Raw genomic sequence first — 24501 nt, 5'->3', positions numbered from 1 at the left:
GTCGAAACAAAGGTCGCCATCGGCGGCCTTTTTGTTTTCCGGGCGTCCACATCCGCGCGTTATGCTCATCCCATCCCCTACGGAATGGAATGATGAAGATCCTGCGTACCGGCCTGTTTCTTGCCCTTGCCTTGTTGATTTCGGCCTGCTCAAGCACTGGCCCACGCCGCGTGTCGGAGCCTGCGGCCAGCATTCAGCAGCTCACCGTGGATGCGAATGGCGGCTGGCAAGTACGCTTGCGCCTGCAAAATTACAGCAGCATCGCGATGCGCTTTGATTCGGTGGATGTTGCGGTGACCGCAGGCGGCGCCTCCGCAGGTCAGTTGCAAGCCAGTCCTGCGCTCAACATCGCGCCCGAATCCGCTGACGTCATCGACATCACCCTACGCCCCAGCGCCGAAGCGCGTCTGCAAGTCGCCGATGCCCTCGCCTCTGGCCGCGGCCTGACATACACGCTCAACGGCAATCTGGTCGCCACGCCCGACAAGGGCAAAGTGCGCACCTTCCGCATCTCCCGCGACAGCGCGCTAAGCCCCACACCCGGCCTGCCTGGCGTGCTGCGCTGAACCAACATCCTCAAACTTAATTACCGGACAGCCCGATGAGCCAATACCGCGCCCCCCTCGATGACATCCGTTTCGACCTCTTCGACGTGCTCAAGGTCGAATCCGTATTGGCTGATCTCGGCCAGACGGATGTCAATCGCGAACTGATCGACGCCGTGCTGGAAGAAGGCGCGCGCTTCACCACTCAAGTGCTGGCGCCGCTCAATGCCATCGGTGACCAGGGCTGCACGTTCGACAAAGCCTCGGGCGATGTCACCACACCACCGGGCTTCTCCGCGGCGTATGCGCAATTCGTCGAAGGCGGCTGGCCTGGCCTCAACGCCCCGGTTGATTTCGGTGGCCAAGGCATGCCACAAGTGCTGGGCGCGGCGATGAAGGAAATGATCGATGCCGCGAACCTCGCCTGGGGCAACTTCCCCCTGCTCTCGCACGGTGCCACCGAAGCATTACTCCACCACGGCAACGAATGGCAGCAGGACGTGTTCCTCAAGCCGCTAGTCGAAGGCCGCTGGACCGGCACCATGTGCCTGACCGAGCCGCATGCCGGGACCGACTTGGGCCTCTTGCGCACGCGCGCCGTTCCCAATAATGACGACAGCTATGCCATCACCGGCACCAAGATCTTCATCACCGCCGGCGAGCACGACATGGCGGAGAACATCTTGCACCTGGTGTTGGCCAAATTGCCTGACGCACCGGCCGGCAGCCGCGGCATCTCGCTGTTTATGGTGCCCAAGTTCAAGGTGGGCAAGGATGGCGCGATGGGCGAGCGCAACGCCGTGCGCTGTGGCGCGCTGGAGCACAAGATGGGCATTCACGGCTCGGCCACCTGCGTGATGAATTTCGACGGCGCCGAAGGCTGGCTTGTCGGCGAACCCCACAAAGGCTTGATGGCGATGTTCACGATGATGAACACTGCGCGCCTGGCGGTGGGCCTGCAAGGCCTGGGCTTGGCCGATCGCGCGTATCAGAACGCCCTAGCCTACGCCCGCGAACGTTTGCAGATGCGTGCGCTGTCCGGGCCGAAATTCCCGGAAAAACCGGCCGATCCGATCATCGTCCACCCTGATGTGCGGCGCATGCTGTTGACCCAGAAGGCCTTGGTCGAAGGCGGTCGTCTGTTGGCCTACCACGCCTTCCTTAACGTCGACATCGCCCATCACGGCGCTGATGAAGCTGCGCGCCACGATGCCGATGCGCTGGTCGGTTTCCTCACCCCTATCGTCAAGGCTTGCTTGACCGAATGGGGCAACGAATGCACCTACCACGCGCTGCAATGCTTCGGTGGTCACGGCTACATCGCTGAACACGGCATGGAACAGCTCGCCCGCGATGCGCGCATCACCACCCTGTACGAAGGCACGACCGGCATTCAGGCACTGGATCTTGTCGGGCGCAAACTGCTGCAGCTCAAGGGCGAAGGCATGCGCGTGTTCTTGACGGAGGTGAAGGCCTTCTGCGCGGCTGAAGCCAACAACTCGGCGCTTGCCGAGTTCATGCCCGAACTTACCGCCAAGCTGGACGAATGGCAGGCGCTTTCGATGCGCATCGCCAAGGATGCGATGGCCAATCCGGATGAAATCGGCGGCGCGGCCTGGGACTATCTGTTCCACTCCGGCTATGTAGCGCTCGCCTACTGGTGGGCGCGCAGTGTCGCCGCGGCCGAAGCCTCATCACGTTCACAAGCGTTCAAGGATGCCAAGCGCGAAACGGCCCGTTTCTACTTCGCGCGCCTGCTGCCGCGCACGCTCGCGCACAAGGCGGCGATCGAGAGTGGCGTAGGCAATTTGACCGCACTGGACGTAGCCGCCTTCGACTGAAGCCAGTGCACGCGCCGGGGCGATTCCACATCAAACCGGCACGGACTACACAAACCGTCATCAAATGCGTATAACCTGTCTTTCCGATGGGTACGCATAGCGCAAAGCTACGCCTGATCGGCCCCGGTTCGGAAACGAGCCAGGACGCCGCGCCTACCTCCGTCGTTTCCCCGATTCGTTCCTTGCGCATCCTGGCGCTGGATGCGCATGGCCGGGCGCTGGACTGGATCCGCTGGCAGGATGCTGCCTGCTTGTATGCCCGCGACGCCGTGGCCTGGACATTGGGCGAATCCTGCCTGACCGTGCATGGCGGTACATCGCGCTTTACCGGTGAGCGCAGCTTCCTGGACCTGCATCCGATCATCGCCGCGCGTGGGCATGCCCGAGGCCGCGCCATCGACCCGACCCCGGCGCTGACCAACACCTCGCTATTCGCCCGCGATGCGCATATCTGCCTGTACTGCGGCGAGCGGCCCACCCGCCAGCAACTGACCCGCGACCACGTGATGCCGGTGTCGAAGGGCGGCGCGGACATTTGGGAAAACGTCGTCACCGCCTGCTTCCATTGCAATTCCCGCAAGAGCAATCGCACCCCGCAACAGGCGGGGATGCCGCTACTGGCCGTACCCTACCGGCCTAGCTGGATCGAACATCTGATCTTGTCCAATCGCAACATCCTTGCCGACCAAATGGAATTTTTGCAGTCACAAATGCCAAAGAAGCCACGCCGCGCTTTAGCCTGAATTCGACGCAGCGCCATTCATCAGGCGTGACATCGTGCTTGCGTGCATCAAAACGCCGACCAGCGCACGTGAAAAAAATACCATCGCGCCGCCCCTCCGCTACACTCGGATAGTCATTACAGGGGGCTTCACCGCATGACCAGCACGCTGGGTTTCACCGGGATGGACCGCGCCACGCAGGCGGATTTGAGTCAGGCCATCGGCCAATCGATCGAGCGACTTGGCCTTGATCTTCGCTTGGTACAGGACGCTGAAGCGGACGTCGTCGTCGTCGACATGGACAGCCTGTACGGCCCGATGAGCTGGATGCAGCTGCATAACGCCGGCCGCAAGGTCATCGGTTACACCTCTGCCGAGCGTACGCAAACCGATTTCCGCTTGGCGCGCCCCTACGAAGCGCCCGCCATAGACACTTTGCTGGGTGAGCTCGGCGCTGACCAAGCCAAGCCCACGCCTGCCACACTGGCTCCGACCGAACCCGAGGAAACAGAAGCACCCGCCGTCGCCGTGCCGCATGGCTTCACCGAGGCTCCGACGCCGACCGATGTGCTGCCGGAAGAGATCGCTCCCCTCGTGATGGACGAAGAACGCGTTCAACCGATCCCGGAGACAGTGATGGATGCGGTGGTCGTGTCGGAGCCCGAACCCGAACCCGTTCCAACCCGCGACCCGGTTCTTGCGGACTGGCTGCAGCCCGGCCGCTTGGCCACGCGCTCGCGTTTCCAGCGCGGCGATGGTCCCGTGTTGTTTATCGATGGCCCAGCCCAGCAGTACCACGGACCGGCCACGCTCAAGTCGCTCGATGCTTACTTCGAAGGCACGGTGCGCGAGACCGATTTCATTCCGCTCGATAATGCCGCCTGGCAGAGCGAGACGGCCGCAGCAGGCGCCGCACAACCGCTTTCGCGCTTGGCCTGGTACGCGGGTCTGCTGGAAGGCCGCGGCAGCCTGTTGCCGCACGTCGATCCGGAAGGTCGCTACCGCCTGACCAAATGGCTGCAGACCGAGCGTGAGTTCCCCAAGCATTTCCGCATCGCCACCGCGATGATGAAAGGCCCATCGATGGTCCCGGAAATCTCCGCCGCGGCCAATGTAAGCGATGCCGAAGTGGCCGATTTCGTCAACGCGGGCCTGGTCACCGGCATCGTCCAGCAGGACATCCCAGCCCCGGCGCCCGCAGCGGAAACATCACGCGGCCTGTTCGGAATGAAACGCGGCCGCTAAGCCCCCGGTCGCCAAGGGTTCACATCGACCACACGCAAGCGCACCGACAGGGTCGTAAAATACGGCCATGATCGATTCCACGCGTTATCCGCGCCTATCGCGCATTGATTCCCCGGCCGAGCTTCGCCGATTCGACGAAAACGAGTTGCGCGCCGTCGCCGATGAGCTGCGCGCCTATCTCATCGAGTCCGCCGGCAAGTCCGGTGGCCACTTCGGTGCCAATCTGGGCGTGGTCGAATTGACCACCGCGTTGCACTACCTCTACGACACCCCGGAAGACCGCATCGTGTGGGATGTCGGCCATCAGGCTTATCCGCACAAGATCCTGACCGGCCGCCGTGACCGCATCCACACGGTCAAGCAGAAGGACGGCGTCGCGCCGTTCCCCAAGCGCGAAGAATCCGAATACGACACGTTCGGCGTGGGTCACTCATCCACCTCCATCTCCGCCGCGCTCGGCATGGCGATCGCCAATGCGCGCGCGGGCAATGATCGCCGCGTGGTCGCGGTGATAGGCGATGGATCGATGACGGCCGGCATGGTCTACGAAGCGCTCAACCACGCCGGTGGCATGGACGAGGACCCGAACATCCTGGTCATCCTCAACGACAACCGCATGTCGATCAGCGAAGCCGTCGGTGGCCTGACCCGCATGTTGGGTCGGATGACTGGCAGCCGCACCCTCAACGCGATCCGTGAGGGCGGCAAGAAACTACTCGGCGACAAGGATGGCCAGCCCGCGCGCTTCGTCAAACGCTGGGAAGAACACTGGAAGGGGATGTTCGTTCCCTCCACCTTGTTCGAGGAAATGGGCTTCCACTACACCGGCCCGATCGACGGCCATGATATGGATGCGCTGGTCGGCACCCTGAAAACGCTGCAGGGGCTGAAGGGCCCGCAACTGCTGCATGTCATCACGACCAAGGGCAAGGGTTACGAGCGCGCCGAAGCCGACCAGATCGGCTACCACGCGGTGTCGCCGTTCGACCCCGAGCTGGGCATGGTGTCGAAGCCGGGCGCGGTCAAGAAGCCGACCTACACCGATGTCTTCAGCGACTGGCTGTGCGACATGGCGGCCGCCGATCCCAAGCTGCTCGCGATCACGCCGGCGATGCGCGAGGGCTCAGGGCTCGTGCGTTTCAGCAAGGAATATCCGGAGCGCTATTTCGATGTCGCGATCGCCGAGCAGCACGCGGTAACGCTCGCCGCGGGCATGGCCTGCGAAGGCGCCAAGCCAGTCGTCGCGATCTACTCCACCTTCCTGCAGCGCGCCTACGATCAGCTGGTGCACGATGTCGCGATTCAGGACCTGGACGTGCTGTTCGCGATCGATCGCGGCGGTGTGGTCGGCCCGGATGGCGCGACACATGCCGGCAACCTCGATCTCTCCTTCCTGCGCTGCGTGCCCAACATGGTGGTGATGGCCGCCAGCAATGAGGCCGAATGCCGCAGCATGCTCAGCACCGGCTACCGACACGAAGGCCCGGCGGCAGTGCGTTATCCGCGCGGCTCCGGCACGGGTGTGGCTGCAGGCAACAACCTCGATACGATTCCGCTTGGCAAGGCCGAGGTGAAGCGTCACGGATCGCGCATCGCCCTGCTCGCTTTCGGCGCGCTGGTCCCGGCGGCGGAAAAGGTGGGCGAAGAGCTCGGCTACAGCGTCATCAACATGCGTTTCATCAAGCCACTGGATCGCGAGTTGATCCTTGAGCTTGCGCGCACCCACGATGGCTTCGTCACCTTGGAAGACAACGTGGTGGCCGGCGGCGCGGGCTCCGGTGTGGCAGAACTCCTCGCTGCCGAAGGCATCGTCATGCCGATCTTGCATCTAGGTCTGCCCGATGCATTCCAGCACCACGCCAGCCGCGAAGACCTGCTGAGCGAAGCTGGTTTGGATGTCGACGGCATTCGCGCTGCTGTGTTGCGCCGCTTCCCTGCTGCCGGTGAAGCCAAGCTCGCCGGCAACGCTTGATCATTTGATCAGGGCGCGATGACCTCGTAGCCCTTGGCGCGCATGGTGTCGAGGTAGTTGTTCTGGCCTGCGACATATTCCAGCGGCAGGACCGCGAACGTCGAGGCGTTGCGTGATAACGCGTCTTCGGCCGCCTTGACCCAGTTGCTGCGCATGCGCTCGGGTACGTCACGGATACCGCGTTTCTTCGCAAAATCCGACTGCATCACCGCGTCAAAGCAACTCGGCCCTTTCTGCGCGGGCCGCCTGCGCAACGCAGCCACATCCCCCGTTGCCCACGCATTGGCTTGGCGCGCCACGTCGGGCAACTTCTGATCGATGTTGTCCAAGGTTTCGCTCAGGCATTTGGCATCGTCAAAACCACCGGCCTGCAAATCCTTCAGCGCTTGCTTGGGATCATCGATCTTGACCTTGATACCGGTAGTCACGATCTTCAATTGATGCCGCTTCACCGCGGCATCAATCACCGGCATCACGATGGGCTTGCCGCCCAAACCCGTGCGCTTGAGCGCGGCACCATACAAAGCTTCGGCCGCCACCATCGGGCGCTGTTTCTCGATGCCTTTGTCCTTGGGCAAGTAACGCGCCTTGGCCGCGCTCCATCGCGAATAAAGCTCCGGTGACAAGACTTGCTGCAAGGTCACGCCCCCCGGGTTTTTCTTGGCACGCAGGTAGGCCGGCAAAAGGCGCATGCCACTGAACCAGCCGACATTGGCCGTTATGCCCAAGGAAGGTGGGCTGATGTATTCCTGCGAACGCGCTATCGTGCCTTCCACCTGTGCCGAATCCCAGCTCATCCCGCTCGGCAGTGGCGAAACAGTGGCCAGCACATGCAGCACATGACCCCCTTTCTTGATCTTCCACATGCGTGGGCCGGGCTGGTTGCCAGCGACGACTTCGACCGAATCGAGCATTCGGCCTTCGCTGGTTTGCACCACTTCAAGAGTAGGTTTGCCATTGGCAGGCAGTGCTTGAGGCGTTACCGATTGGGCGAAAGCCCAGCCCGGCATCAAGGACAGACATACCCATATCGCACTCGCCTTGCGCTTAAACATATGCATCCCTTCATGTGTTTGTCGACGCGGGTTCGACTGCATGAGGCCGTGTTGGTTCCCGCAGGCACACCCCAATGTCGCCTTCAAACCATCGGCGCCAAGCCCAACATCCAAGTCATCAACGCGCAGGCGGGGTTTGTCGGATCGGATCCAGCCCACGGAAACGACGACCATACTCATCGGTCAGCGCGCGTGCCTCGCCGGGGTCACGGATCATCCGCGGAGTCAGCAGGATGATGACTTCGGTGCGTGACGATCGATCACTCTGCACGCCAAACAAGCCGCCAATCACCGGGATACGCGAGAGGAACGGTACGCCTGATGTGCCCTTGGTCGCCTCATCGCTGATGAGGCCAGCCAGCATCACCGTGTCGCCGCTCTGCACGGCGGCCTCGGTCTTGAGCCGACGCGTGTTGATGCGCACGTTGCCGTAGATATCGGCCTGACTGCCGGGGCTGCTGACTTCCTGCACGATGTCGAGGAAGACCATGCCATCGCGGGTGACGCGCGGACGCACCTTGAGAATGGTGCCGGTATCGAGGTACTGCACCTGGCTATAAGTCTGCGTGTTGCCGGTGCCCGGATTAACCGTGACCGAGGCGACCGGGATGCGGCTGCCCACATTGAAAGTCGCTTCCGAATTGTTCTTCACCACTACCGACGGCGTCTGCAGCAGACGCAGGTCCGTGACCTGGTCCAATGCGGTCAACAAGGCGGCGACATTATGGCCAAGAAATTGCAATGCAAATCCGTTGCCAATCCCCTCGCCGATGATGCTGCCGCCAACCAGGCTGAAACCCTGTTTCTGCGCGGCGGCGGCACGAATATCGGGATCGGTGATGCCGTTTTCCAGATACCAATTGACCCCATAGCGCAGGTCGCCGGTCAGGTTGACCTCGACCACTTGCGCTTCGATATGTACCTGAAGCGGCATGACATCGAGGCGCTGGATCACTTCACGAATCGACTTCCACGCCGAGGGTGACGCGCGCACCAGCAATGCATTGTTTTCATCCACAGCCGCCACACCAACCTGGTCGCCGTTGACCTGCAGCTTCACCGCGCCGGCGCCCCCCTGCGTCTGCGGGTTGAGCGACATCTGCCCGTTGCCCAGGCCGCCGCCACTCGCATTGCCGATGGTCGCCGTGCTGACGCCGTTGTCATTCGCCACTGACACATCGCCAATTTGGGTCGAGGTGAGACCCGGCATCAAGCTGGGAGCAGAAGCCGCCGGCTGCGCGGACGCACCGCCGAACACTTCGGCCAGACGCATCGCCAAATCACGCGCCTTCACGTATTTGAGCTCGTAGGTATAGAGGCGACCACCGGTCGCGCCACCATCGATACGGTCGATCCACTGCTGGATGTCATCCAGGTACTCGGGCTGCGAGGCAATCACCATCACCGAATTGGATGCCTCGAGCGGCATGAAGCGGAACATCCCCGCGACTGGCGTGCGGCTTTGTTCGCCGAACACGCGCTCAAGGTCTGATACCACTTGCGATGCACGCCCGCTCTGCAGCGGGAACACGCCCACCGACATGCTCGCCATCCAATCCACGTCGAAGGTCTGGATGGTGCGGCGATAGTTCTCCAGCTCGGTTGGCGTGCCAGCCAGGGTCAGCACGTTGCGTCCGGTATCGACATTGACGATGGCCGAAGGCCGCGCGTAAGGCTTGAGGATTTTCTCCATCTCGCTGGCGGAGATATAACGCAGCTCGTACGGACGGACTTGATAGCCAATGCCACGTGCGCCACTGCCTGCCCCGGTCGAAGGCGACATCAGCCCACTCGACACGGCTTGGTCAGCGGGGACGATGTTGTATCGGCCATCTGCCCAGATCAGGCGCGCGTTGTTCCAGCCCAATACGCTTTCCAACAGGCGCATCGCTTCGGCCTGGGTCACCGGGCGTGGTGTGTTGATGTTGACCGTGCCTTGCACACCCGGCGCGATCACATAGTTCTGACCCAACATGTCGCCCAAGATGACCGCGATCAATGACTGGATAGGCTCGTCCTGGAAGATCAGCGAGGTGCCGCCGCGTCCACGTACCGGGCCGCTCAGCGCCGGTGCCGACGGCGGCTGGATCGCAGCGCGCTTACTTCCGCGACGGATCACCGGCTGTGGGCCGGCACCATCATCCAGCACCACATTGTCTTGCGCGTTGGACGTCGTACCGGCGACACCGGTGGTACGGCTGAGGTCGGCATCGCGATGCATTTCCGGCACCGGCGCGGTAGCGCAACCCGCGATCAGGACGGCCAGGACTGGGAAGCTGTAACGGAAAACACTCATGCGATGCGGGTCTCGGGTGTGTGCTTCAGCGCGAAGGTTCGGGTGAATTGCGTGGTCTTGCCTGGCGTCGCGCATCCTCGATGCGACGACGTATCGCCTGGATTTGCTGGTCCTGGGCCGTATTCGCGGGCGCGTTGGACACAGGGCTTGATGATGTCACGGGCGGCGTACCCGATGCTTGCCCGGTGACCCCGGGCACTGCCGGCGGGGCTGCTTGGTCCGGCGGCCGCGGCATGTCCGGCGCCCCGCCCGACAGGGATGCAGGCGGCACAAGTGGCGCGGGCGCAGTGGCTGCATCCCTTGCATCCATCCGTAACACTTGCTCGCGTTCACCGCTGCGGAATGTCGCTGTGCGCGGCCCCAGGCTGACCAACCGCCAGCCGGTCTTGCCTTCGACTTCCTCGCCCAGCTTCACCCGCACCGGCTTGCCGCCAGCCGGCGAGAGCGTGGCGAGCTGCAAACCGGCCGAGCGCACGATGCCGGTCAACACCACATCAAACCCTTGGTCGGCCGCGCCGACGCCCACGCCCTGCGCAACCACCGCGATGCGCGGACGCCGGTCATTGAAATACAACGGGCGCGCCAAGGCAGGGTCGGCGGCGTTAGGTGCAGCGGCGGGCATCGCGTCATGCAAGGTATACACGGGTAGCGCCGCGTGTGTCGTCTCGCTGGATTTCAGGTCGACGGCCGGCCAGAACAGTGCCCAGCCGAGAAAGAGGGTCGCAGCCACCAATGCCGCGGCCCAAAACCGCGTCGAGATTGGCATCGATGCAGAGGTCTTCATGGCGAGATCTCCGCGGCGCCCGGACTGCCCGGTGGCAGGAAGGCCATAATTTTGAAGCTGATGTCGAGGACACCGGCCTCTGTGCCGAGCATTGCGCCGGGATATTGCGGCGGGGCACTGATGGCTATGTCGTCTAGCGCCAGCGGCGGCTGGCCCGATTCAAGGATGTGCGACAGCCGCAACCACTCGCTATTGCCGCAACGCAGGCGAATGGACAACGCGACCCGCGTCAGGCGACCGGCGGCGGCCTCCTCCACTGGATTGCGGCTTTGCACCTTGCAGCGCTGGCCGTTGTCGCCGACCACCGCGACCGCCTGATCCACCTGCCCGGCCATCACATCGATGGCCTGCGCACGATCAGCCAGCGGCAGCCACAACGGTTGTTGCCGCACTGCGATATCCGCTTGGGCAAGCGCGGTGCGAACAGCATCGCCCTCGGCCAGCAAGGCTTGCGCACGTGCCTGACGCTCGGCCAGCTGGGTGGCTCGTTCATGCGCGGCCTGCCACGGCTGCCACCAGGCCAAATAGGCAATCACAGCGACAGCCAGCATCACAATTACCAATCCCAGCACAGACAAATTGCGCAAACGACGATCAGCGGCTGACAGCGGCAAGGGGGCGCTCATCGCACAGCCGCCTTTGCCTTTGCCTGCGCCTGTGTTCCGACTGGCGTGAGTCGCAGACCGAGTGCATATCGCTCGCCCCCATTGCCGCCTTCGGCTGCGACCGCGCCCGACATGGTGACATCGCGCCAAAGCGTACTGCCCTGCAATGCCGGCACCAGCCGCGTGGCTTGCGATGACTGCCCTGAAAGTTGCATTTGCTCGCCTTGGATGCTGATTCGCTCGACCCACGCATTGCCGGCGAATCGCTCGGCCAGCGCGTTCTGGATGGCAAGCAAGGGCGCGCGACGATCACGCAGCACCTGTATCTGCTGCGCGGCCTCGGTGTAATCGAGCAATTGCTGGCGTTGCGCGGCAACCAGTCTCGTCTGCGCACGGTCCCGCTGCAGCTGCGCTTCCAAATCATCCGCGCGCGCGTTCTGTCGCTGGATGGACACGACCGCGCCAATCGCCAGCACCACCAGCACCGACAACGCCAGCCACAGGTTGCGTCGCCGCCAACGATTTACTGGTGTCGAACGGGCTTCGGCCGGCAACAGGTTGATTCCGGCGGGGCGGCCCGCGTCATCGGCCACATCGACGCCCTGCAACTGGATGCCCAGCGCATGCGCATGGCTCAACAACGGTGCGAGGCGCGCCTGCGGTACGACTACCAACTCCGCCAATACGGTCTTGGCGATCGGATCGATTTGCAACGCTCGTGCATCGAAAACCACATCGGCCAGGGCGAACGGTGTCTGTCGATCCACCTCAAACTGCAGTGCATGGCGTAGCTGGCCTGCGGCCGCCAGCGGCAGGCTGACCGGCACCCGCGCCACCATCTGCGGCGGCATCAGCAACCAGCGCGGCAAATCGGGATGGCGTGCAAGGACCGTGGCGACATCGATATGGTCACCCGCGACTTCCAACCCGCCGACATCACGGCCGGCAACCCATGCACGCTCGCGATCCGCATCCAACTGCAACCACACATCAGACGGCGACGGAAACCAACGTTGTCGCCAACGCAATGGCAGGGCCAGCTTCAGCCCATGCGCCCATGCGTCAAGGAATCGATGCACCCTGCCCCATAGATCGGTGCTTGCCGGTTGCGCCGGGATTACTGCGTCCATCGTCCGTGTTCCCATGCGAGCCAAGTGGAGGCCATGCCACCGCCACTGCGGGGAAATGCCCGCAGCACAACGTATATACGCCCGGCAGGTCGCCCCGGACGCGTAGCCACTGATTCTATGGCAAAGGTGCCACTACCAAACTCCATGCCGCCAAATTCTTGCGTACCGTCTTCGACGCGAGCTGGTGCGCGGCCTGTCTCCACCAACGCTTGACGCATCGCGGCGCTTGCCAAGCGAGCATCGGGCAGGGGTAGTCCACTATGAACCGTGAGGTCATCCCGCAGGCCAGCAACGGTGGATGCAGCGATCCCTGGCCATTGGCGCAGCGTGGAAAGCGTCGCGATGCGCTGTTCACGTCCACTCGCCGCCGGCGGTGCACCCGGCACCGGCGGCAATGGGCTGGCAAAACGCGCGTTGTTCTGCCGCATCGCAGTGACGCCGGCCAGCAGACGCGAGGCCTGATCGGCCGGGATTTGCCGCACTTGCAATAAAGCACGCAGCACTTCGATGTCGCCGCTGTTGAGGTCGAGCTTGCCCGATTCATCCCGAATGGTGATGTCGATGCGATACCCCTCCAGCTCAAGACTGCGTCTTTGCAGTGACGGCCCCCAAGCATCCGTACCCAATGAGCTATCCATCCGTGCCACCGCATAAGTAATGCCTGCGCGCGCGGCCGATTCCGCCTCCACCCGATCGAACTGCGTGCGCGATTCGATGTGGCCGATGCGCGCGGCATAAGCCAGCACAACGATCAGCGTCATCAATACCGCAATCAACCACAACACTAGCGGCAAGGCGAAAGCACGCGATGGACGATGCGTACTCATGGCACGGGGTTGATCGCAACCGGGATGTGGACCACCAATTGCGGCCACGCAGGTGCATCCGCAGGCGACCCCATTCGCACTTCGACCCATTCGGGCAAGATGTCGCCGCGCGTCCACTCCGGTAACCACGGACCTGCAGCGCCCGCTTCATTACGACCTCGATAACGGAATTCCACCCGCGACAGGCCGCGCACCAACGTACTCTGCTCGTCCGCCGAGCACACCGGCGTCGCTGCATCGGGCAACGCTTGGCTGACGCAGATCAGATAGCCAGAGGCACCTGCCGACTGCGCTTCGATCACCTGCCTCACCGGGCCGGTCAATGTCGGATACGGCGGCAACTCGGTGACAAACTCCATCCGATCACGCCGGCCAATAAACAACACACGCCCCTGCGCAGCATCAACGAATGCAACCGGCAACGTCGCACCGATCCGCGCACGCAGCCATGCCTGCACCGCGTTGCGTGCGCTGCTCTCTGCCAGCGCCGCCTCGCTGCGTTGTTGTGCACGCGCGATGCCACGCACGCTCGCCGCAGTCACTGCGATCGCACTGGCCAGCAATAGCGTGGCCAACAACACTTCGATCAAGGTGAATCCGCGTTGCCGCCTCATGGCATCGGCCCGGCCTTCGGCACAGGTGCAGGACGCAAACCTATGAGGCGAATCACGTTGTCACGCTGCCCATCATCCCAATGCACTTCCAATCGGGTTTGCCACAGGCGTGCGCGGCCATCGACATCACGCAACAAATTATCGGGATCACGGTATTCGCTGACCTCACGCACCCATCGGTAACGTCCGTCTTGCACGCGACCTTCGCTGCGGCCCAATGCCAACGTCTGCCCAGCGGCTTCATCTGACAAGGTCTGCGCCCATTGCGAGGCCTCCATCGCCGAACCCGACCATGCCACTTGCCGATACGCACGCGCCGCGATCGCCAACACCGTCGTCAACACCAGCGCCATCAACGCAAACGCGACGATCAACTCGATCAGGCTGAAACCGCGCTCACGATTTGCCCTTCGTAGTTGTCTTGGATGCGATGTCATCATGTCACTGCGCGCCCACGCGCTGGTTGCGGACTTGGCCAGTCAGCCAGTGCACGTCCAGTCGCCAAGTCGCGCCGTTGCGGGAAAGATCAACCCGACCACCGCTGGAAGCGCCATCCGGAAAGAACAAGATCACGCCACGGCTCGTCCCTTCGCGTAACTCTTCGGCGGTGGAAAGCGTCAAGCCGATATCATCGGGCACGTGTCGTGGTGCACTGCCCGGTACCTGCCACGCGTGCGTCGCCGTATCCAGCACGAAACGCTGCGTCATCTGCGTGCGCAAGGCGCGTGCACGGGCATCACGCAGACCATTGGTCATTTGTGCGGCCTCGTTGCGCAGTTGCGAGCTCGCGCCGCCGCGACTGAACGCCGCCGCCATCATCAAGGTACCGACCGCGACCAGCGCCAGCACCAGCATGATCTCCAGCAAGGTGAAGCCGCGCACACTGCGCGAGGCACCGGATCGCCCGCCGATGAAATTACTCGGCGATGATGTCGGCATCGACGCTAGAGCCGCCAGCCTTGCCATCGCGTCCGAAACTTACCAGCGAGTATGCCTTGCCGCTCTCGCCCGGCAATTTGTATTCGATGGGGTTGCCCCACGGATCCTTGGTTTCAACAGCTTTCGCGTATGGACCCAGCCAGCCAGCGACACCGTTCGGCTGGGTCACCAGGTCATCAAGCTTGGTGGGGTATTGGCCGACATCCATCTTGTATTGCTCGATCTTGTCCGATGTCGTTTGCACCTGCGCCTTGGCAAGGCCGACCTTGGCGCGATCACCACCGCCGAGGATGCGCGATGCGGCGAAGGCCACCACGACGCCGATCAACATCACCACCAGGATGATTTCGATCAGGGTGAAGCCAGACTGGACGCGGGGTGCGCGAAATTCGGAAAAAGATCGGGGAAAACGACGCATTGCAGGCTTCATCCTATGACAGAGGTTAGATCGTACAGCGGGACAAGAATCGACATCACCACGACGCCGATCAATACGAACATCACGACCGTCACCACAGGCACCAGCGCGGCCATCGCGCGATCCAGCACGCGACGAATGTCCTGCTCCAGGGTATCGGCGGCCTTCAACAGCAGACTATCCAGCGCGCCCGCTTCCTCGCCCACTCGCATCATCTGCAGGGCGAGCCGCGGGAAATGTGGCTCCGTGGCGAGCGCATCAGACAGCCGCGCACCACTGCGTACCGCTTCGCCGGCTTGCGTTGCCGCACGTGCAAGCACTGCATTACCCAGTACGCCTTGCGCAAGCTGCAACGCGTTCATCATCGGCACACCTGATTCAAGCAACGTCGCCAATGTACGCAACCAGCGCTCGGCATCGATTCGTGCCAACAGCGGCCCCAGAAATTTTTGACGCAAGAGCCACGCATCCAGCACGGGTTTGGATTCCGGACGCTTGAGCCATGCATTGGCAACAATCAAGGCGAGGAACAGCAGCGCGAGCAACAGCCACCACCATTCGCGCACTGCCATGCCCAGGCCCAACACCATCTTGGAAAACCACGGCAGCTCGGCTTGCAGGTTGGCGTACATCTCGGCGAACTGCGGTACCACGTAGCCCAGCAGGAAACCCATCGACAACAAGACAGTCGCCATCAAAATCGCGGGGTAGATGGCTGCGTTGATCAACCCACGACGAAAGCCTGCACTGCGTGCCAGGTATTCATTCAATCGATGCAGCGCCTGCGGCAAGGTGCCCCCGGCTTCGCCTGCCTTGACCAAGCTTTGCACCAACGGCGGGAACGCATCGTCATGTCTGGCCATCGCATTGCTCAGACTCGCGCCGCCGCGCACATCATCGCGCACGCTCGCGACCACGGCAGTCATCGCCTCACTATTGGCCGACTCTTGCAGGATGGATAACGCGCGATCAATCGGCTGACCTGCGGCAAGCAAGGTCGCGAGCTGATCAGTGAAGCCCAGCAGCTGATCGCTGCCAATGAGGTGGCGTCGGCGCCCCCATCGCCAACGGCCCGTCCCGCTGCGCCCACCTGCCAGACGCACATCCAGCGGGGTCCATTGCCGCGCATGCAATTGAGCGACCACGCCCGCGCTGTCGGCGGCATCCAGCACGCCTTCGCGCGGCTGGCCTTTTTCATCCACGGCACTGAAACGATACGCGACCATCTCAATCCAACTGCGTCACGCGCAGGACTTCGTCCAGTGTGGTGAGCCCGGCCATCGCCTTGCGGATGCCGTCTTCGGCCATGCTTGCGTGGCCTTCACTGCGCGCGATGGCTTCGAGTTGGCCGAGCGTCGCATCCTGCATCACTGCATGGCGGAGCGCATCGCTCATCACCAAGAGCTCGACGATGGCGACGCGGCCGAGGTACCCGCTCGCACTCAAGACAGAGGGCACAGGCCGCCACAAATAGATGTCGCCTTCGGGTTGAACGCGGCGCAAACCGAAACGCTCGATCTCTTCCAGGCTGGCAAGGTAACGCTCGGCATGCGTTGGCTCGATGCGGCGCACCAGTCGCTGCGCCAATAACGCATTCACCGTCGAGGTAACGAGATAGTTCTCGATGCCCATGTCGCGCAATCGGGTCAACCCACCCGCGGCGGAATTGGTATGCAGCGTTGACAGCACCAAGTGGCCTGTCAACGCAGATTGAATCGCGGTGCGCGCTGTTTCGATGTCGCGCATTTCGCCGACCAGGATGATGTCCGGATCCTGACGCACGATGGCGCGCAAGGCACTGGCAAAATCCAGCCCGATTTGCGGCTTCACCTGGATCTGATTGACACCGTCCATCCGGTATTCGACCGGATCCTCGACGGTAATGATCTTGACGCCCGGCTGATTCAATTGCGCGAGCGCCGCGTAGAGTGTCGTCGTCTTGCCCGAGCCCGTCGGCCCTGTCACCAGCACGATGCCATGCGGTTGCGACAAAGCCTCGCGGAAACGCGCACGCTGCACATCGGTATAACCCAGGTCACCGAGATCGAGGGTCACGTTCTCCCGATCGAGCAAACGCAGCACCAGCGACTCGCCATGCGTGGTCGGCACCGTCGATACGCGCAGGTCAAGCTCTCGCCCCTGCACGCGCAACTGGATGCGACCATCTTGCGGCAGGCGACGTTCCGCGATGTTGAGGCGGGCCAGGATCTTGAAACGACTCATCACTGCGGCTGCCATCGACAGCGGCGGCGCATCGGCTTCCTGCAAGACGCCGTCGATGCGATAACGCAAGGCCATCTCGCGCTCGAACGGCTCAAGGTGGATGTCGGATGCACGCAACTCCACCGCGCGCTGAAGAATCTGGTTGACGATCCGAATGACCGGCGCTTCGGAAGCGAGATCCTTCAGATGCTCGACATCCTCGAGGTCAGCACTGGTCGATGCCTCATCGTCTGTATTCGCGGGCTCGGCTTCGGGATACCAGCGAGCCAGCAATGCGGTGATCGCTGTACGCGGCGCGACCTTGATCGACAACGGCCGTGACAGTGCGAGCGACAAGGCATCCAGCGACGGTGCATGCCAAGGATCCGCCGCCCAGACCTCGACAACGCCATCGGCCTCGTCCACTGGTACCAATTGGAATTGGCGCAGGAATCGTGGCGATACCGTCGCAACATCGCCCAAAGTCTCTGGGGGAGATTCCGCGGCCTCGGCTGGATCGACCAAGACAAGCCCCATCACCTCAGCGGCGGCGCGTGCATGATCCTGCTCGGACAGCACGCCCAAGCGTTCGAGCAGCGGCAGCATCGGCGTGACATCAGGCGTCTGGCGCAAGCCTTCGGCGCGCCGGATGTCATCGGTCTTCAACCGTCCGCGCGCGACCAGAGATTCGATGATGCGGGTTTCGTGGCTCACTCTGAGAATCCGTGACTCGTGTTCAGTGATATTCAAGTTAGCCAAGGTAGCCAAGTTGACACTTTTCGTGCCGAACCACCGTAACCGAAACGGTTCCGCCTTGCAGGCCTGCCTGCGCGCGGTTCAGGCATGTTTGCATTGATGATCAAAATCCTACCCGATAAATTCAAGACGGCCCGCTTGCGCGGGCCGTCGGATACTGCAAGATCACGTCACATCAGTTGACGTTGGTCGCGCTCCACGCGGCGGCCACGGCGTTGTACTCCGGCGAACCGCTGCCGTAGAGGTCACGCGCGGCGTTGAGCGTTGCGGTGCGCGCGTTCGGGTACTTGGTGCTGGAGGTGAAGTACAGATCCAGCGCGCGATACCAGATAGCGCCCGCCTTGGTGCGACCAATACCGGCCAGGCCCGTGTTGCCATTACACACCAGCGACGACGGGGTCAGGTTGTAAGTCGTGCCTGCACCGAAGCCCGAGGGAACCACCGCACCTTCTGCCAGCAGATAGAAGAAGCGATTCGCCACGCCCGAAGTGTAGTGCGGATCTTCGCGGCGGAAACCACGGCTCGGGTAGCAGACGTACGACGCACCGTCGATGTTCTGCTTGAACATGTGGCGCAGCGCCTTGGTGCCGTTCGGGTTGGAGATGTAGACCTCTTCGCCGATCAGGTAATCGCCCGGATCGCTGCTGTTGTTGGCATAGAACTCGACCAACGTGCCGAAGATGTCGGAGTTGCCTTCGTTCAAGCCACCCATGTCGCCGGAATAAGCCAGGCCCGAAGTCGCCTGGGCGACACCGTGGCTCATTTCATGGCCAGCTACGTCCAGAACGGTCAGCGGCAGCCAGCTGGTGCCGTCACCATCGCCATACATCATCGAGTTGTTGTACCAGACGGCGTTGTTCCAGTTGGTGCCGGTGTGGACGTAGCTCTTCACACCTTTGCCATCGTTGAAGATGCCGTTACGACCGTGGACGTTTTTGTAATAGTCCCAGGTCACGGCCACGCCGTAATGTGCTTCGGCGGCCGACGTCGCACGGTCGGTCTTGGTGTAGTTGCCCCAGACGTTGTCGGCATCGGTCAGCATGACTGCATTGCCGGCAGCCGACGTGTACGCCGCATTGCGGGCGTCGTAAGTGGCGCCGCCGCCTCGGCTGAGATCGAGCAACTGGTAACCGCCGCTGACCGAATCGGTAGTGATGCCAACATCGCCCAAGGTGATGGTCTTGCCGGTGCCATTGGCCGCCGCGCTATGCACCATGTCCCAGGCATCCAGGATGGCGCCGCTGTTGGCATCCACGAAGTAATGCATTTCGGTCGGGGTCTGGTCAGCGCGCGTACCCTTCATCACCACTTCCCACGCCAGGGTCGGCTGCGAGTACATCGCATACACGACTTTGCGCGCGGTTGGCTTGCCATCGAAGCCGCCACCAAAATCCACACCAGCGGCGACGATCGCATCATCAGCCTTCACGCGCGCACCCAAGCCCGGGCGGCTCATGTTGTTAATGGTCTGGGTCATGCTCTTCAGGTTGCCGCCTTTGGAATGGACGACAACATCGCCACCGATGACCGGCAGGCCCTTGTAGCTGCGGTTGTAACGGACATGCTCGGTGCCATCGTTGTCGACGACCACGCCGCGCAAGTCGAAGCTGTCGCCAGTGACGCGATTGGCCCAGCCGGGGTTGGCATCAATCAGACCTTGGGCACGGTTGGCGGCCGAAGAGTTGGCAGCGCCAGTGGCGAGCCCGGAAGCGGATACAGCGAGTGCGGCGACAACGGCCGCGCAGATGAGGCGGACTTGCGATTGCATCGGTGAGTTTCGCCGTGATGTGGAGCGTGTGGATGGGAAACGACTGTCAGGCAAAAGCCCCACCCCACATCCATGCAGGTGACAGCCGCTAGCCATGGCGGCGTCACCGGAACCGGTGCGATTCGTCAGGGTTGACGGAATAGAAGGCATCTTCACGCCGTTGTCATGCTGCTATGCTACAAGCCCGCAGGCATTATGTATTCAGCCGAATTCTTGCTTGGGAATAACCCCTATTTTCCAAGCAAATTCGTAATTCCAAGCGGTGCTTTGCCGCTCGTCGGCGCGAGCATGAAAAGGCCTTCCACACGCACGATCTACCCGCATTCAGGAATCAATTCGCGCAGCTGTGCCGTGCATCACGTTTTTGACCGAGGATGGCCAGTCAAAACCAAAACAGAGCGCAGGAAAAACGCCTGGCTAGGCCAGGCGTTGGGATGATGGTCGGGGTAGCCGGATTCGAACCGACGACCACTTGTCCCCCAGACAAGTGCGCTACCAGGCTGCGCTATACCCCGAGAGGCGCGAATTATAGACGATGCGCGAGGCTTAGCGCTTCAGTAGCTGCAGGACTTCTTCCAGCTCCTGCCGCACTTGCTTGATGATTTGTGAGGACAGCGCCGATTCCTGCTTGCCGCTCTCACCCTCCAGACGCAGGCGCGCACCGCCGATGGTGTAACCCTGCTCGTACAAGAGGCCACGAATCTGGCGCACCATCAGCACGTCATGGCGCTGGTAGTAGCGACGGTTGCCACGGCGCTTGACCGGCGACAGGCTGGGGAACTCGGTCTCCCAGTAGCGCAGCACGTGCGGTTTGACGTCGCACAGCTCACTGACCTCACCGATGGTGAAGTAGCGCTTGGCCGGGATCAGCGGGAGCTCCTTGTTGCTACCTGGGTCCAGCATAAGCCTCCACTCGCTCCTTGAGCTTCTGACCGGGGCGGAAGGTCACCACCGTGCGGGCAGTGATCGGAATCTCTTCGCCAGTCTTGGGATTGCGACCGGGGCGCTGGTTCTTGCGGCGAAGATCGAAATTGCCGAACCCCGACAACTTCACCTGACGGCCGGCCTCCAGCCCCTCGCGGAGCGTGTCGAAGAACGCATCGACGAATTCCTTCGCCTCGCGCTTGTTCAAGCCGACTTCGTCGAAAAGACGTTCGGCCATCTCAGCCTTGGTCAATGCCATCCACTATCCCCTGATCTTTACGCCGTGGTCGCGCTCGAGGGCGGCCATCACATCGGCCACCACGGCTTCCACTTCGCGTTCCGTGAGCGTGCGGGATTCTTCCTGCAAAATCAAGCCCATAGTGAGGCTTTTGAAACCTGAATCGACCCCCTTACCGACGTAGCGATCAAACAACCGCACCGCACGCAGGCTGGGGCCGGCGCTCTGGCGCACGGTGTCACTGAGGCTCTGCCAGCTGACCGCATCCGGCACCAGCAATGACAGGTCGCGCCTGACCGAGGGGTATTTGGATGCCGCTTCGGTCTTGGCCGGGGCGCGCTGGCTGAGTGCGGCCAGGTCCAACTCGAAACCGACCGCGGGTACATCCAGGTCCAGCTGCGCGCGAAGACCGGGATGCAGCTCGCCCACCCAACCGATGCGCTCGCCGTCGCCCGCTCCATTCACGCGGTAGATGTCCGCCGAACGTCCCGGATGACCGAAGGGCTCGGCCGAACGGCGGAACTCGAGCGCGACATTCGCCATCGCCGCCAGCGATTCCACCGCGCCCTTGGCGTCGTGGAAATCGACCGCGCGATCCGGCTCGCCCCATTGCTCGGCGCGCGCGCTGCCACAGGCGATCGCGGCGATTCGCGGCGTCTCGATCGGCGCCTCACCCGCCTGCATCGGCGGGGCAAACACGCGCCCGACCTCGAACAGGCGCACGCGCGGCTGCTGGCGCGCCACGTTGCGGGCCAGCGCGGCGGTCAGGCCCGGCAGCAGCATCGGCCGCATCACGCCGAGCTCCGCGCTCAGCGGATTGGCCAGCGCCACCCCACCCTGCAACTGCCATTTCGTCAGCCACGCGGCATCGACGAAGGCGTAGTTGATCGCTTCCTGCCAATCCCGCGCGGCCATCTGACGGCGCAGGTCATTGACCGGCACGACGCTCGCATCGGACACCACCACACGCGCCGAACCGGCCGGCAGGACCGTGGGGATGCGGTCATAGCCGTGGATGCGCGCGATTTCCTCGATCAGGTCCTCCTCGATGGCGATGTCGAAACGCCGCGGCGGCGCGGTCACCTGCCAGCCATCGGCGACGGCGTCCACCTTGAGGCCCAGGGCGGAGAGGATGCGTTCGATCTCGGCATCGTCGATCACGATGCCCAGCACGCGCGCGATGCGCTCGCGGCGCAGATGGATGCTCGCCGGCTTGGGCAGGTCGGCGGCGTTGACAGCTTCGACCACCGGGCCGGGCTGGCCTCCGGCGATGTCGAGGATCAGTCCCGTCGCGCGCTCGATGGCAATGCGCGGCAGCTCAGGGTCCACGCCACGCTCGAAGCGATGCGCCGCGTCCGTATGCAGGCCCAGCTTTCGGCTGCGGCCGATGATCGCCGCCGGGGCGAAGTGCGCGGCCTCGAGGAAGACATTCTTCGTCGCTTCGGTCACGCGGCTGTCGTAGCCGCCCATCACGCCCGCGAGCGCGACCGGACGATCGGCATCGGTGATCAGCAGGAATTCTTCATCCACCACCGCATCGCGGCCATCAAGCAGCTTCAACGCCTCGCCCTTGCGCGCGCGCCGCACGCCGACCGGCCCCTGCAGCAGGTCGCGATCGAAGGCATGCATCGGCTGTCCGAGTTCCAGCATCACGTACTGGGTGACATCGACCAAAAAGCTCACCGGGCGGATGCCGCTGCGACGCAGGCGCTCGGCCATCCACAGCGGCGTCTTGGCGGCGCCGTCCACGCCTTCGATCACGCGGCCGAGGTAGCGCGGCGCATCAGCGCCCGCGTTCAATTCCACCGCTAACTGGCTGTCGATGGTCGATGCGACCGGCGCGATGTCGAACGCGGTCACTTCGCTGCCGGTCGCCGCGGCCACGTCGTACGCGATGCCGCGAATGCCGAAGCAGTCCGCGCGATTCGGCGTCAGTTTCAGTTCAATGCTGCTATCGGGCAGGCCAAGGTACTCGGCGAGCGGCGCGCCCACCGGCGCATCGGCCGGCAGTTCCAAGAGGCCCGAGGCATCCGCATCCAACCCCAATTCTTTCGTCGAACACAGCATGCCGTTGGATTCGACGCCGCGCAGCTTGGCGGCTTTGATGGTGATCTCGCCGATTTTCGCGCCGACCATGGCGAGCGGCGCTTTCAAACCGACGCGCGCATTGGGTGCGCCGCACACGATCTGCAAGCGGCCATGCGCGCCGGCATCGACCTCGCACACCTGCAGGCGGTCGGCTTCCGGGTGTTTTACAGCCGCCACGATCTCGGCCACCACCACATTGTCCAACCCGTCGCCCAGCGGCGTCAGCTCTTCCACTTCCAATCCGATCGCGGTCAACGCGGCAGAAAGCGCATCGCGGTCGGCAGTGGTCTGGATGTGTTCGCGGAGCCAGTTTTCGGAGAATTTCATCGGTGTCTCGTGTCGTTTCGATGCAGTCGCCGCAGCGACATCGATCAAGCAGATAGGCGATCAGGCAAAGCGGCGCAGGAAGCGCACGTCGTTCTCGAAGAAGCTGCGCAAGTCATCCACGCCTTCGCGCAGCATCGCGAAACGCTCGACGCCCAGGCCAAACGCGAAGCCGGTGTAGCGTTCCGGATCGATGCCGACGTTGCGCAGCACGTTCGGATGCACCATCCCGCAACCCAACACTTCCAGCCAACGCTGGCTGCCGTCCGGCTGCTGCCAGGCGATATCGACTTCGGCCGACGGCTCGGTGAAGGGGAAGTAGCTCGGGCGGAAACGCATGTCGAAGTCGCGGCCGAAGAACGCGCGCACGAATTCCGCGAGCGTGCCCTTGAGGTCGGCGAAGCTGGCGTGCTCATCGACCAGCAAGCCTTCGACCTGATGGAACATCGGCGTGTGGGTCTGGTCGGAATCGCTGCGGTACACCTTGCCCGCGGCGATCATGCGCAGCGGCGGGTCCATCCCTGCGCGCACGTGGTCCAGCATGTAGCGGATCTGCACGCCCGAGGTGTGCGTGCGCAAGAGGCGACCGTCAGGGAAGTAGAACGTGTCGTGCATGGCGCGCGCCGGATGATGCGGCGGGAAGTTCAGCGCCTCGAAGTTATGCCAGTCGTCCTCGATCTCTGGGCCTTGCGCCTGCGCGTAGCCGAGGCCGGCGAAGATCTCGGCGATGCGCTCCAGCGTGCGCCCAACCGGATGCAAGGTGCCGACGTCCGCATCGCGGCCCGGCAAGGTGATGTCGATGGATTCGTTGGCCAGACGCGCGTCGAGTGCAGCGGCATCCAACACGGTCTTGCGCTCGGCCAGCGCCGCGGTGATCGCGTCGCGTGCGCGGTTGATCGCCTCACCGGCAGATTTGCGCTCTTCAGGCGGCAACGCGCCGAGCGACTTCAACTGCGCGGTCAGGCGACCAGATTTGCCAAGCAAGGACACACGCAGCGCTTCAAGCGCATCGGGCGTAGCCGCATCGGTGATGGCGGCCAGCGCCTCGGTTTGCAGGGATTCGATTTCGCTCATCGTCAGAGGTTAACCCGGTGGCGACATGGGACGGCCCGTCGCATCGCAAAGATCACAAATGAAAACGGGGAAGGACTCGCGCCCTTCCCCGTTCAATGGAGTTCCACAGGGGACGGGCTTGAAAGGCCCGCGCC

Annotated in this window: 22 protein-coding genes and 1 tRNA gene; 5 read left to right on the top strand and 18 right to left on the bottom strand. The window is 63.0% G+C overall.

All coding sequences use genetic code 11. From position 1 onward, the window contains the following. Nucleotides 1-89 precede the first annotated feature (89 nt). The 5 genes from BW989_RS01795 (at nt 90) to dxs (ending at nt 6325) form a co-directional block, all read left to right on the top strand. Complete coding sequence (locus tag BW989_RS01795; protein ID WP_076584781.1) at nt 90-566, top strand: LEA/WHy family protein; 477 nt, start codon at nt 90-92, stop codon at nt 564-566. A 35-nt stretch (nt 567-601) separates the two neighbouring features. After that, nucleotides 602-2386, top strand: a complete 1785-nt coding sequence (locus tag BW989_RS01790; protein ID WP_076584780.1) for an acyl-CoA dehydrogenase C-terminal domain-containing protein — start codon at nt 602-604, stop codon at nt 2384-2386. Nucleotides 2387-2472: 86 nt separating this feature from the next. Then, nucleotides 2473-3129, top strand: a complete 657-nt coding sequence (locus BW989_RS01785; protein ID WP_076584779.1) for an HNH endonuclease — start codon at nt 2473-2475, stop codon at nt 3127-3129. 135 nt (nt 3130-3264) lie between these two features. Further along, nucleotides 3265-4353, top strand: coding sequence for a hypothetical protein (locus BW989_RS01780; RefSeq protein WP_076584778.1), 1089 nt, complete (start codon nt 3265-3267; stop codon nt 4351-4353). 67 nt (nt 4354-4420) lie between these two features. Continuing rightward, nucleotides 4421-6325: a 1-deoxy-D-xylulose-5-phosphate synthase gene (gene dxs, locus BW989_RS01775; protein ID WP_076584777.1), complete on the top strand. Its 1905-nt coding sequence runs from the start codon at nt 4421-4423 to the stop codon at nt 6323-6325. Between the two features lie 8 nt (nt 6326-6333). Here dxs and BW989_RS01770 read toward each other — a convergent pair whose 3' ends face one another. From BW989_RS01770 to pheS, 18 genes are all read right to left on the bottom strand, one after another. Next, complete coding sequence (locus BW989_RS01770) at nt 6334-7380, bottom strand: TraB/GumN family protein (protein ID WP_076585266.1); 1047 nt, start codon at nt 7378-7380, stop codon at nt 6334-6336. Between the two features lie 118 nt (nt 7381-7498). Continuing rightward, nucleotides 7499-9676 (bottom strand): type II secretion system secretin GspD, encoded by a 2178-nt coding sequence (gspD, locus tag BW989_RS01765; RefSeq protein ID WP_076584776.1) that lies wholly within the window; start codon nt 9674-9676, stop codon nt 7499-7501. Between the two features lie 25 nt (nt 9677-9701). Beyond that, the gene (locus BW989_RS01760) at nt 9702-10460 is read right to left on the bottom strand and encodes a hypothetical protein (RefSeq protein WP_076584775.1); all 759 of its coding nucleotides are present in this window, start codon (nt 10458-10460) and stop codon (nt 9702-9704) included. Next, nucleotides 10457-11086, bottom strand: coding sequence for a type II secretion system protein GspM (gspM, locus tag BW989_RS01755; RefSeq protein ID WP_076584774.1), 630 nt, complete (start codon nt 11084-11086; stop codon nt 10457-10459). The genes BW989_RS01760 and gspM overlap by 4 nt, the downstream gene beginning before the upstream one ends. Beyond that, on the bottom strand, nt 11083-12195 hold the full coding sequence (locus BW989_RS01750; protein WP_076584773.1) for a PilN domain-containing protein: 1113 nt from the start codon (nt 12193-12195) through the stop codon (nt 11083-11085). Before BW989_RS01750 ends, gspM begins: the two co-directional genes overlap by 4 nt. Then, complete coding sequence (locus BW989_RS01745; RefSeq protein WP_076584772.1) at nt 12183-13022, bottom strand: type II secretion system protein GspK; 840 nt, start codon at nt 13020-13022, stop codon at nt 12183-12185. Before BW989_RS01745 ends, BW989_RS01750 begins: the two co-directional genes overlap by 13 nt. Then, nucleotides 13019-13636: a prepilin-type N-terminal cleavage/methylation domain-containing protein gene (locus BW989_RS01740; RefSeq protein ID WP_076584771.1), complete on the bottom strand. Its 618-nt coding sequence runs from the start codon at nt 13634-13636 to the stop codon at nt 13019-13021. The genes BW989_RS01745 and BW989_RS01740 overlap by 4 nt, the downstream gene beginning before the upstream one ends. Next, nucleotides 13633-14076: a type IV pilus modification PilV family protein gene (locus BW989_RS01735; RefSeq protein ID WP_076584770.1), complete on the bottom strand. Its 444-nt coding sequence runs from the start codon at nt 14074-14076 to the stop codon at nt 13633-13635. Before BW989_RS01735 ends, BW989_RS01740 begins: the two co-directional genes overlap by 4 nt. A gap of 1 nt (nt 14077) precedes the next feature. Next, nucleotides 14078-14575, bottom strand: coding sequence for a GspH/FimT family pseudopilin (locus BW989_RS01730; RefSeq protein ID WP_076584769.1), 498 nt, complete (start codon nt 14573-14575; stop codon nt 14078-14080). Further along, complete coding sequence (gene gspG, locus BW989_RS01725; protein ID WP_076585264.1) at nt 14553-14993, bottom strand: type II secretion system major pseudopilin GspG; 441 nt, start codon at nt 14991-14993, stop codon at nt 14553-14555. The genes BW989_RS01730 and gspG overlap by 23 nt, the downstream gene beginning before the upstream one ends. An 8-nt stretch (nt 14994-15001) precedes the next feature. Then, nucleotides 15002-16219, bottom strand: coding sequence for a type II secretion system F family protein (locus BW989_RS01720; RefSeq protein WP_076584768.1), 1218 nt, complete (start codon nt 16217-16219; stop codon nt 15002-15004). Between the two features lies 1 nt (nt 16220). Then, entirely contained in the window at nt 16221-17945 is a 1725-nt protein-coding gene (locus BW989_RS01715; RefSeq protein ID WP_425476631.1) for a GspE/PulE family protein, read from the bottom strand. A 181-nt stretch (nt 17946-18126) separates the two neighbouring features. Continuing rightward, nucleotides 18127-19719 (bottom strand): M4 family metallopeptidase, encoded by a 1593-nt coding sequence (locus tag BW989_RS01710; protein WP_076584767.1) that lies wholly within the window; start codon nt 19717-19719, stop codon nt 18127-18129. 438 nt (nt 19720-20157) lie between these two features. Continuing rightward, nucleotides 20158-20234, bottom strand: a tRNA-Pro gene (locus tag BW989_RS01705). Nucleotides 20235-20265: 31 nt separating this feature from the next. Further along, complete coding sequence (locus tag BW989_RS01700) at nt 20266-20622, bottom strand: MerR family transcriptional regulator (RefSeq protein WP_076584766.1); 357 nt, start codon at nt 20620-20622, stop codon at nt 20266-20268. Next, complete coding sequence (locus BW989_RS01695; protein WP_076584765.1) at nt 20606-20902, bottom strand: integration host factor subunit alpha; 297 nt, start codon at nt 20900-20902, stop codon at nt 20606-20608. The genes BW989_RS01700 and BW989_RS01695 overlap by 17 nt, the downstream gene beginning before the upstream one ends. 3 nt (nt 20903-20905) lie before the next feature. Next, nucleotides 20906-23296: a phenylalanine--tRNA ligase subunit beta gene (pheT, locus tag BW989_RS01690; RefSeq protein WP_076584764.1), complete on the bottom strand. Its 2391-nt coding sequence runs from the start codon at nt 23294-23296 to the stop codon at nt 20906-20908. Between the two features lie 60 nt (nt 23297-23356). After that, a complete protein-coding gene (gene pheS / locus BW989_RS01685) occupies nt 23357-24367 on the bottom strand; it encodes a phenylalanine--tRNA ligase subunit alpha (RefSeq protein ID WP_076584763.1) in 1011 nt (336 codons plus the stop codon). Nucleotides 24368-24501: the final 134 nt, after the last annotated feature.

It is taken from the genome of Solilutibacter tolerans (genome assembly GCF_900155935.1).
GTDB classification, from domain to species: domain Bacteria; phylum Pseudomonadota; class Gammaproteobacteria; order Xanthomonadales; family Xanthomonadaceae; genus Solilutibacter; species Solilutibacter tolerans.
The sequence above is the reverse complement of the archived record's forward strand: the minus strand, read 5'-3'. Positions and strand labels throughout refer to the sequence as shown.

Coding starts and splice junctions, on each gene's coding strand:
- BW989_RS01795 (WP_076584781.1), top strand. CDS start 90: ATGATGAAGATCCTGCGTACCGGCCTGTTTCTTGCCCTTGCCTTGTTG.
- BW989_RS01790 (WP_076584780.1), top strand. CDS start 602: ATGAGCCAATACCGCGCCCCCCTCGATGACATCCGTTTCGACCTCTTC.
- BW989_RS01785 (WP_076584779.1), top strand. CDS start 2,473: ATGGGTACGCATAGCGCAAAGCTACGCCTGATCGGCCCCGGTTCGGAA.
- BW989_RS01780 (WP_076584778.1), top strand. CDS start 3,265: ATGACCAGCACGCTGGGTTTCACCGGGATGGACCGCGCCACGCAGGCG.
- dxs (WP_076584777.1), top strand. CDS start 4,421: ATGATCGATTCCACGCGTTATCCGCGCCTATCGCGCATTGATTCCCCG.
- BW989_RS01770 (WP_076585266.1), bottom strand. CDS start 7,380: ATGTTTAAGCGCAAGGCGAGTGCGATATGGGTATGTCTGTCCTTGATG.
- gspD (WP_076584776.1), bottom strand. CDS start 9,676: ATGAGTGTTTTCCGTTACAGCTTCCCAGTCCTGGCCGTCCTGATCGCG.
- BW989_RS01760 (WP_076584775.1), bottom strand. CDS start 10,460: ATGAAGACCTCTGCATCGATGCCAATCTCGACGCGGTTTTGGGCCGCG.
- gspM (WP_076584774.1), bottom strand. CDS start 11,086: ATGAGCGCCCCCTTGCCGCTGTCAGCCGCTGATCGTCGTTTGCGCAAT.
- BW989_RS01750 (WP_076584773.1), bottom strand. CDS start 12,195: ATGGACGCAGTAATCCCGGCGCAACCGGCAAGCACCGATCTATGGGGC.
- BW989_RS01745 (WP_076584772.1), bottom strand. CDS start 13,022: ATGAGTACGCATCGTCCATCGCGTGCTTTCGCCTTGCCGCTAGTGTTG.
- BW989_RS01740 (WP_076584771.1), bottom strand. CDS start 13,636: ATGAGGCGGCAACGCGGATTCACCTTGATCGAAGTGTTGTTGGCCACG.
- BW989_RS01735 (WP_076584770.1), bottom strand. CDS start 14,076: ATGATGACATCGCATCCAAGACAACTACGAAGGGCAAATCGTGAGCGC.
- BW989_RS01730 (WP_076584769.1), bottom strand. CDS start 14,575: ATGCCGACATCATCGCCGAGTAATTTCATCGGCGGGCGATCCGGTGCC.
- gspG (WP_076585264.1), bottom strand. CDS start 14,993: ATGCGTCGTTTTCCCCGATCTTTTTCCGAATTTCGCGCACCCCGCGTC.
- BW989_RS01720 (WP_076584768.1), bottom strand. CDS start 16,219: ATGGTCGCGTATCGTTTCAGTGCCGTGGATGAAAAAGGCCAGCCGCGC.
- BW989_RS01710 (WP_076584767.1), bottom strand. CDS start 19,719: ATGCAATCGCAAGTCCGCCTCATCTGCGCGGCCGTTGTCGCCGCACTC.
- BW989_RS01700 (WP_076584766.1), bottom strand. CDS start 20,622: ATGCTGGACCCAGGTAGCAACAAGGAGCTCCCGCTGATCCCGGCCAAG.
- BW989_RS01695 (WP_076584765.1), bottom strand. CDS start 20,902: ATGGCATTGACCAAGGCTGAGATGGCCGAACGTCTTTTCGACGAAGTC.
- pheT (WP_076584764.1), bottom strand. CDS start 23,296: ATGAAATTCTCCGAAAACTGGCTCCGCGAACACATCCAGACCACTGCC.
- pheS (WP_076584763.1), bottom strand. CDS start 24,367: ATGAGCGAAATCGAATCCCTGCAAACCGAGGCGCTGGCCGCCATCACC.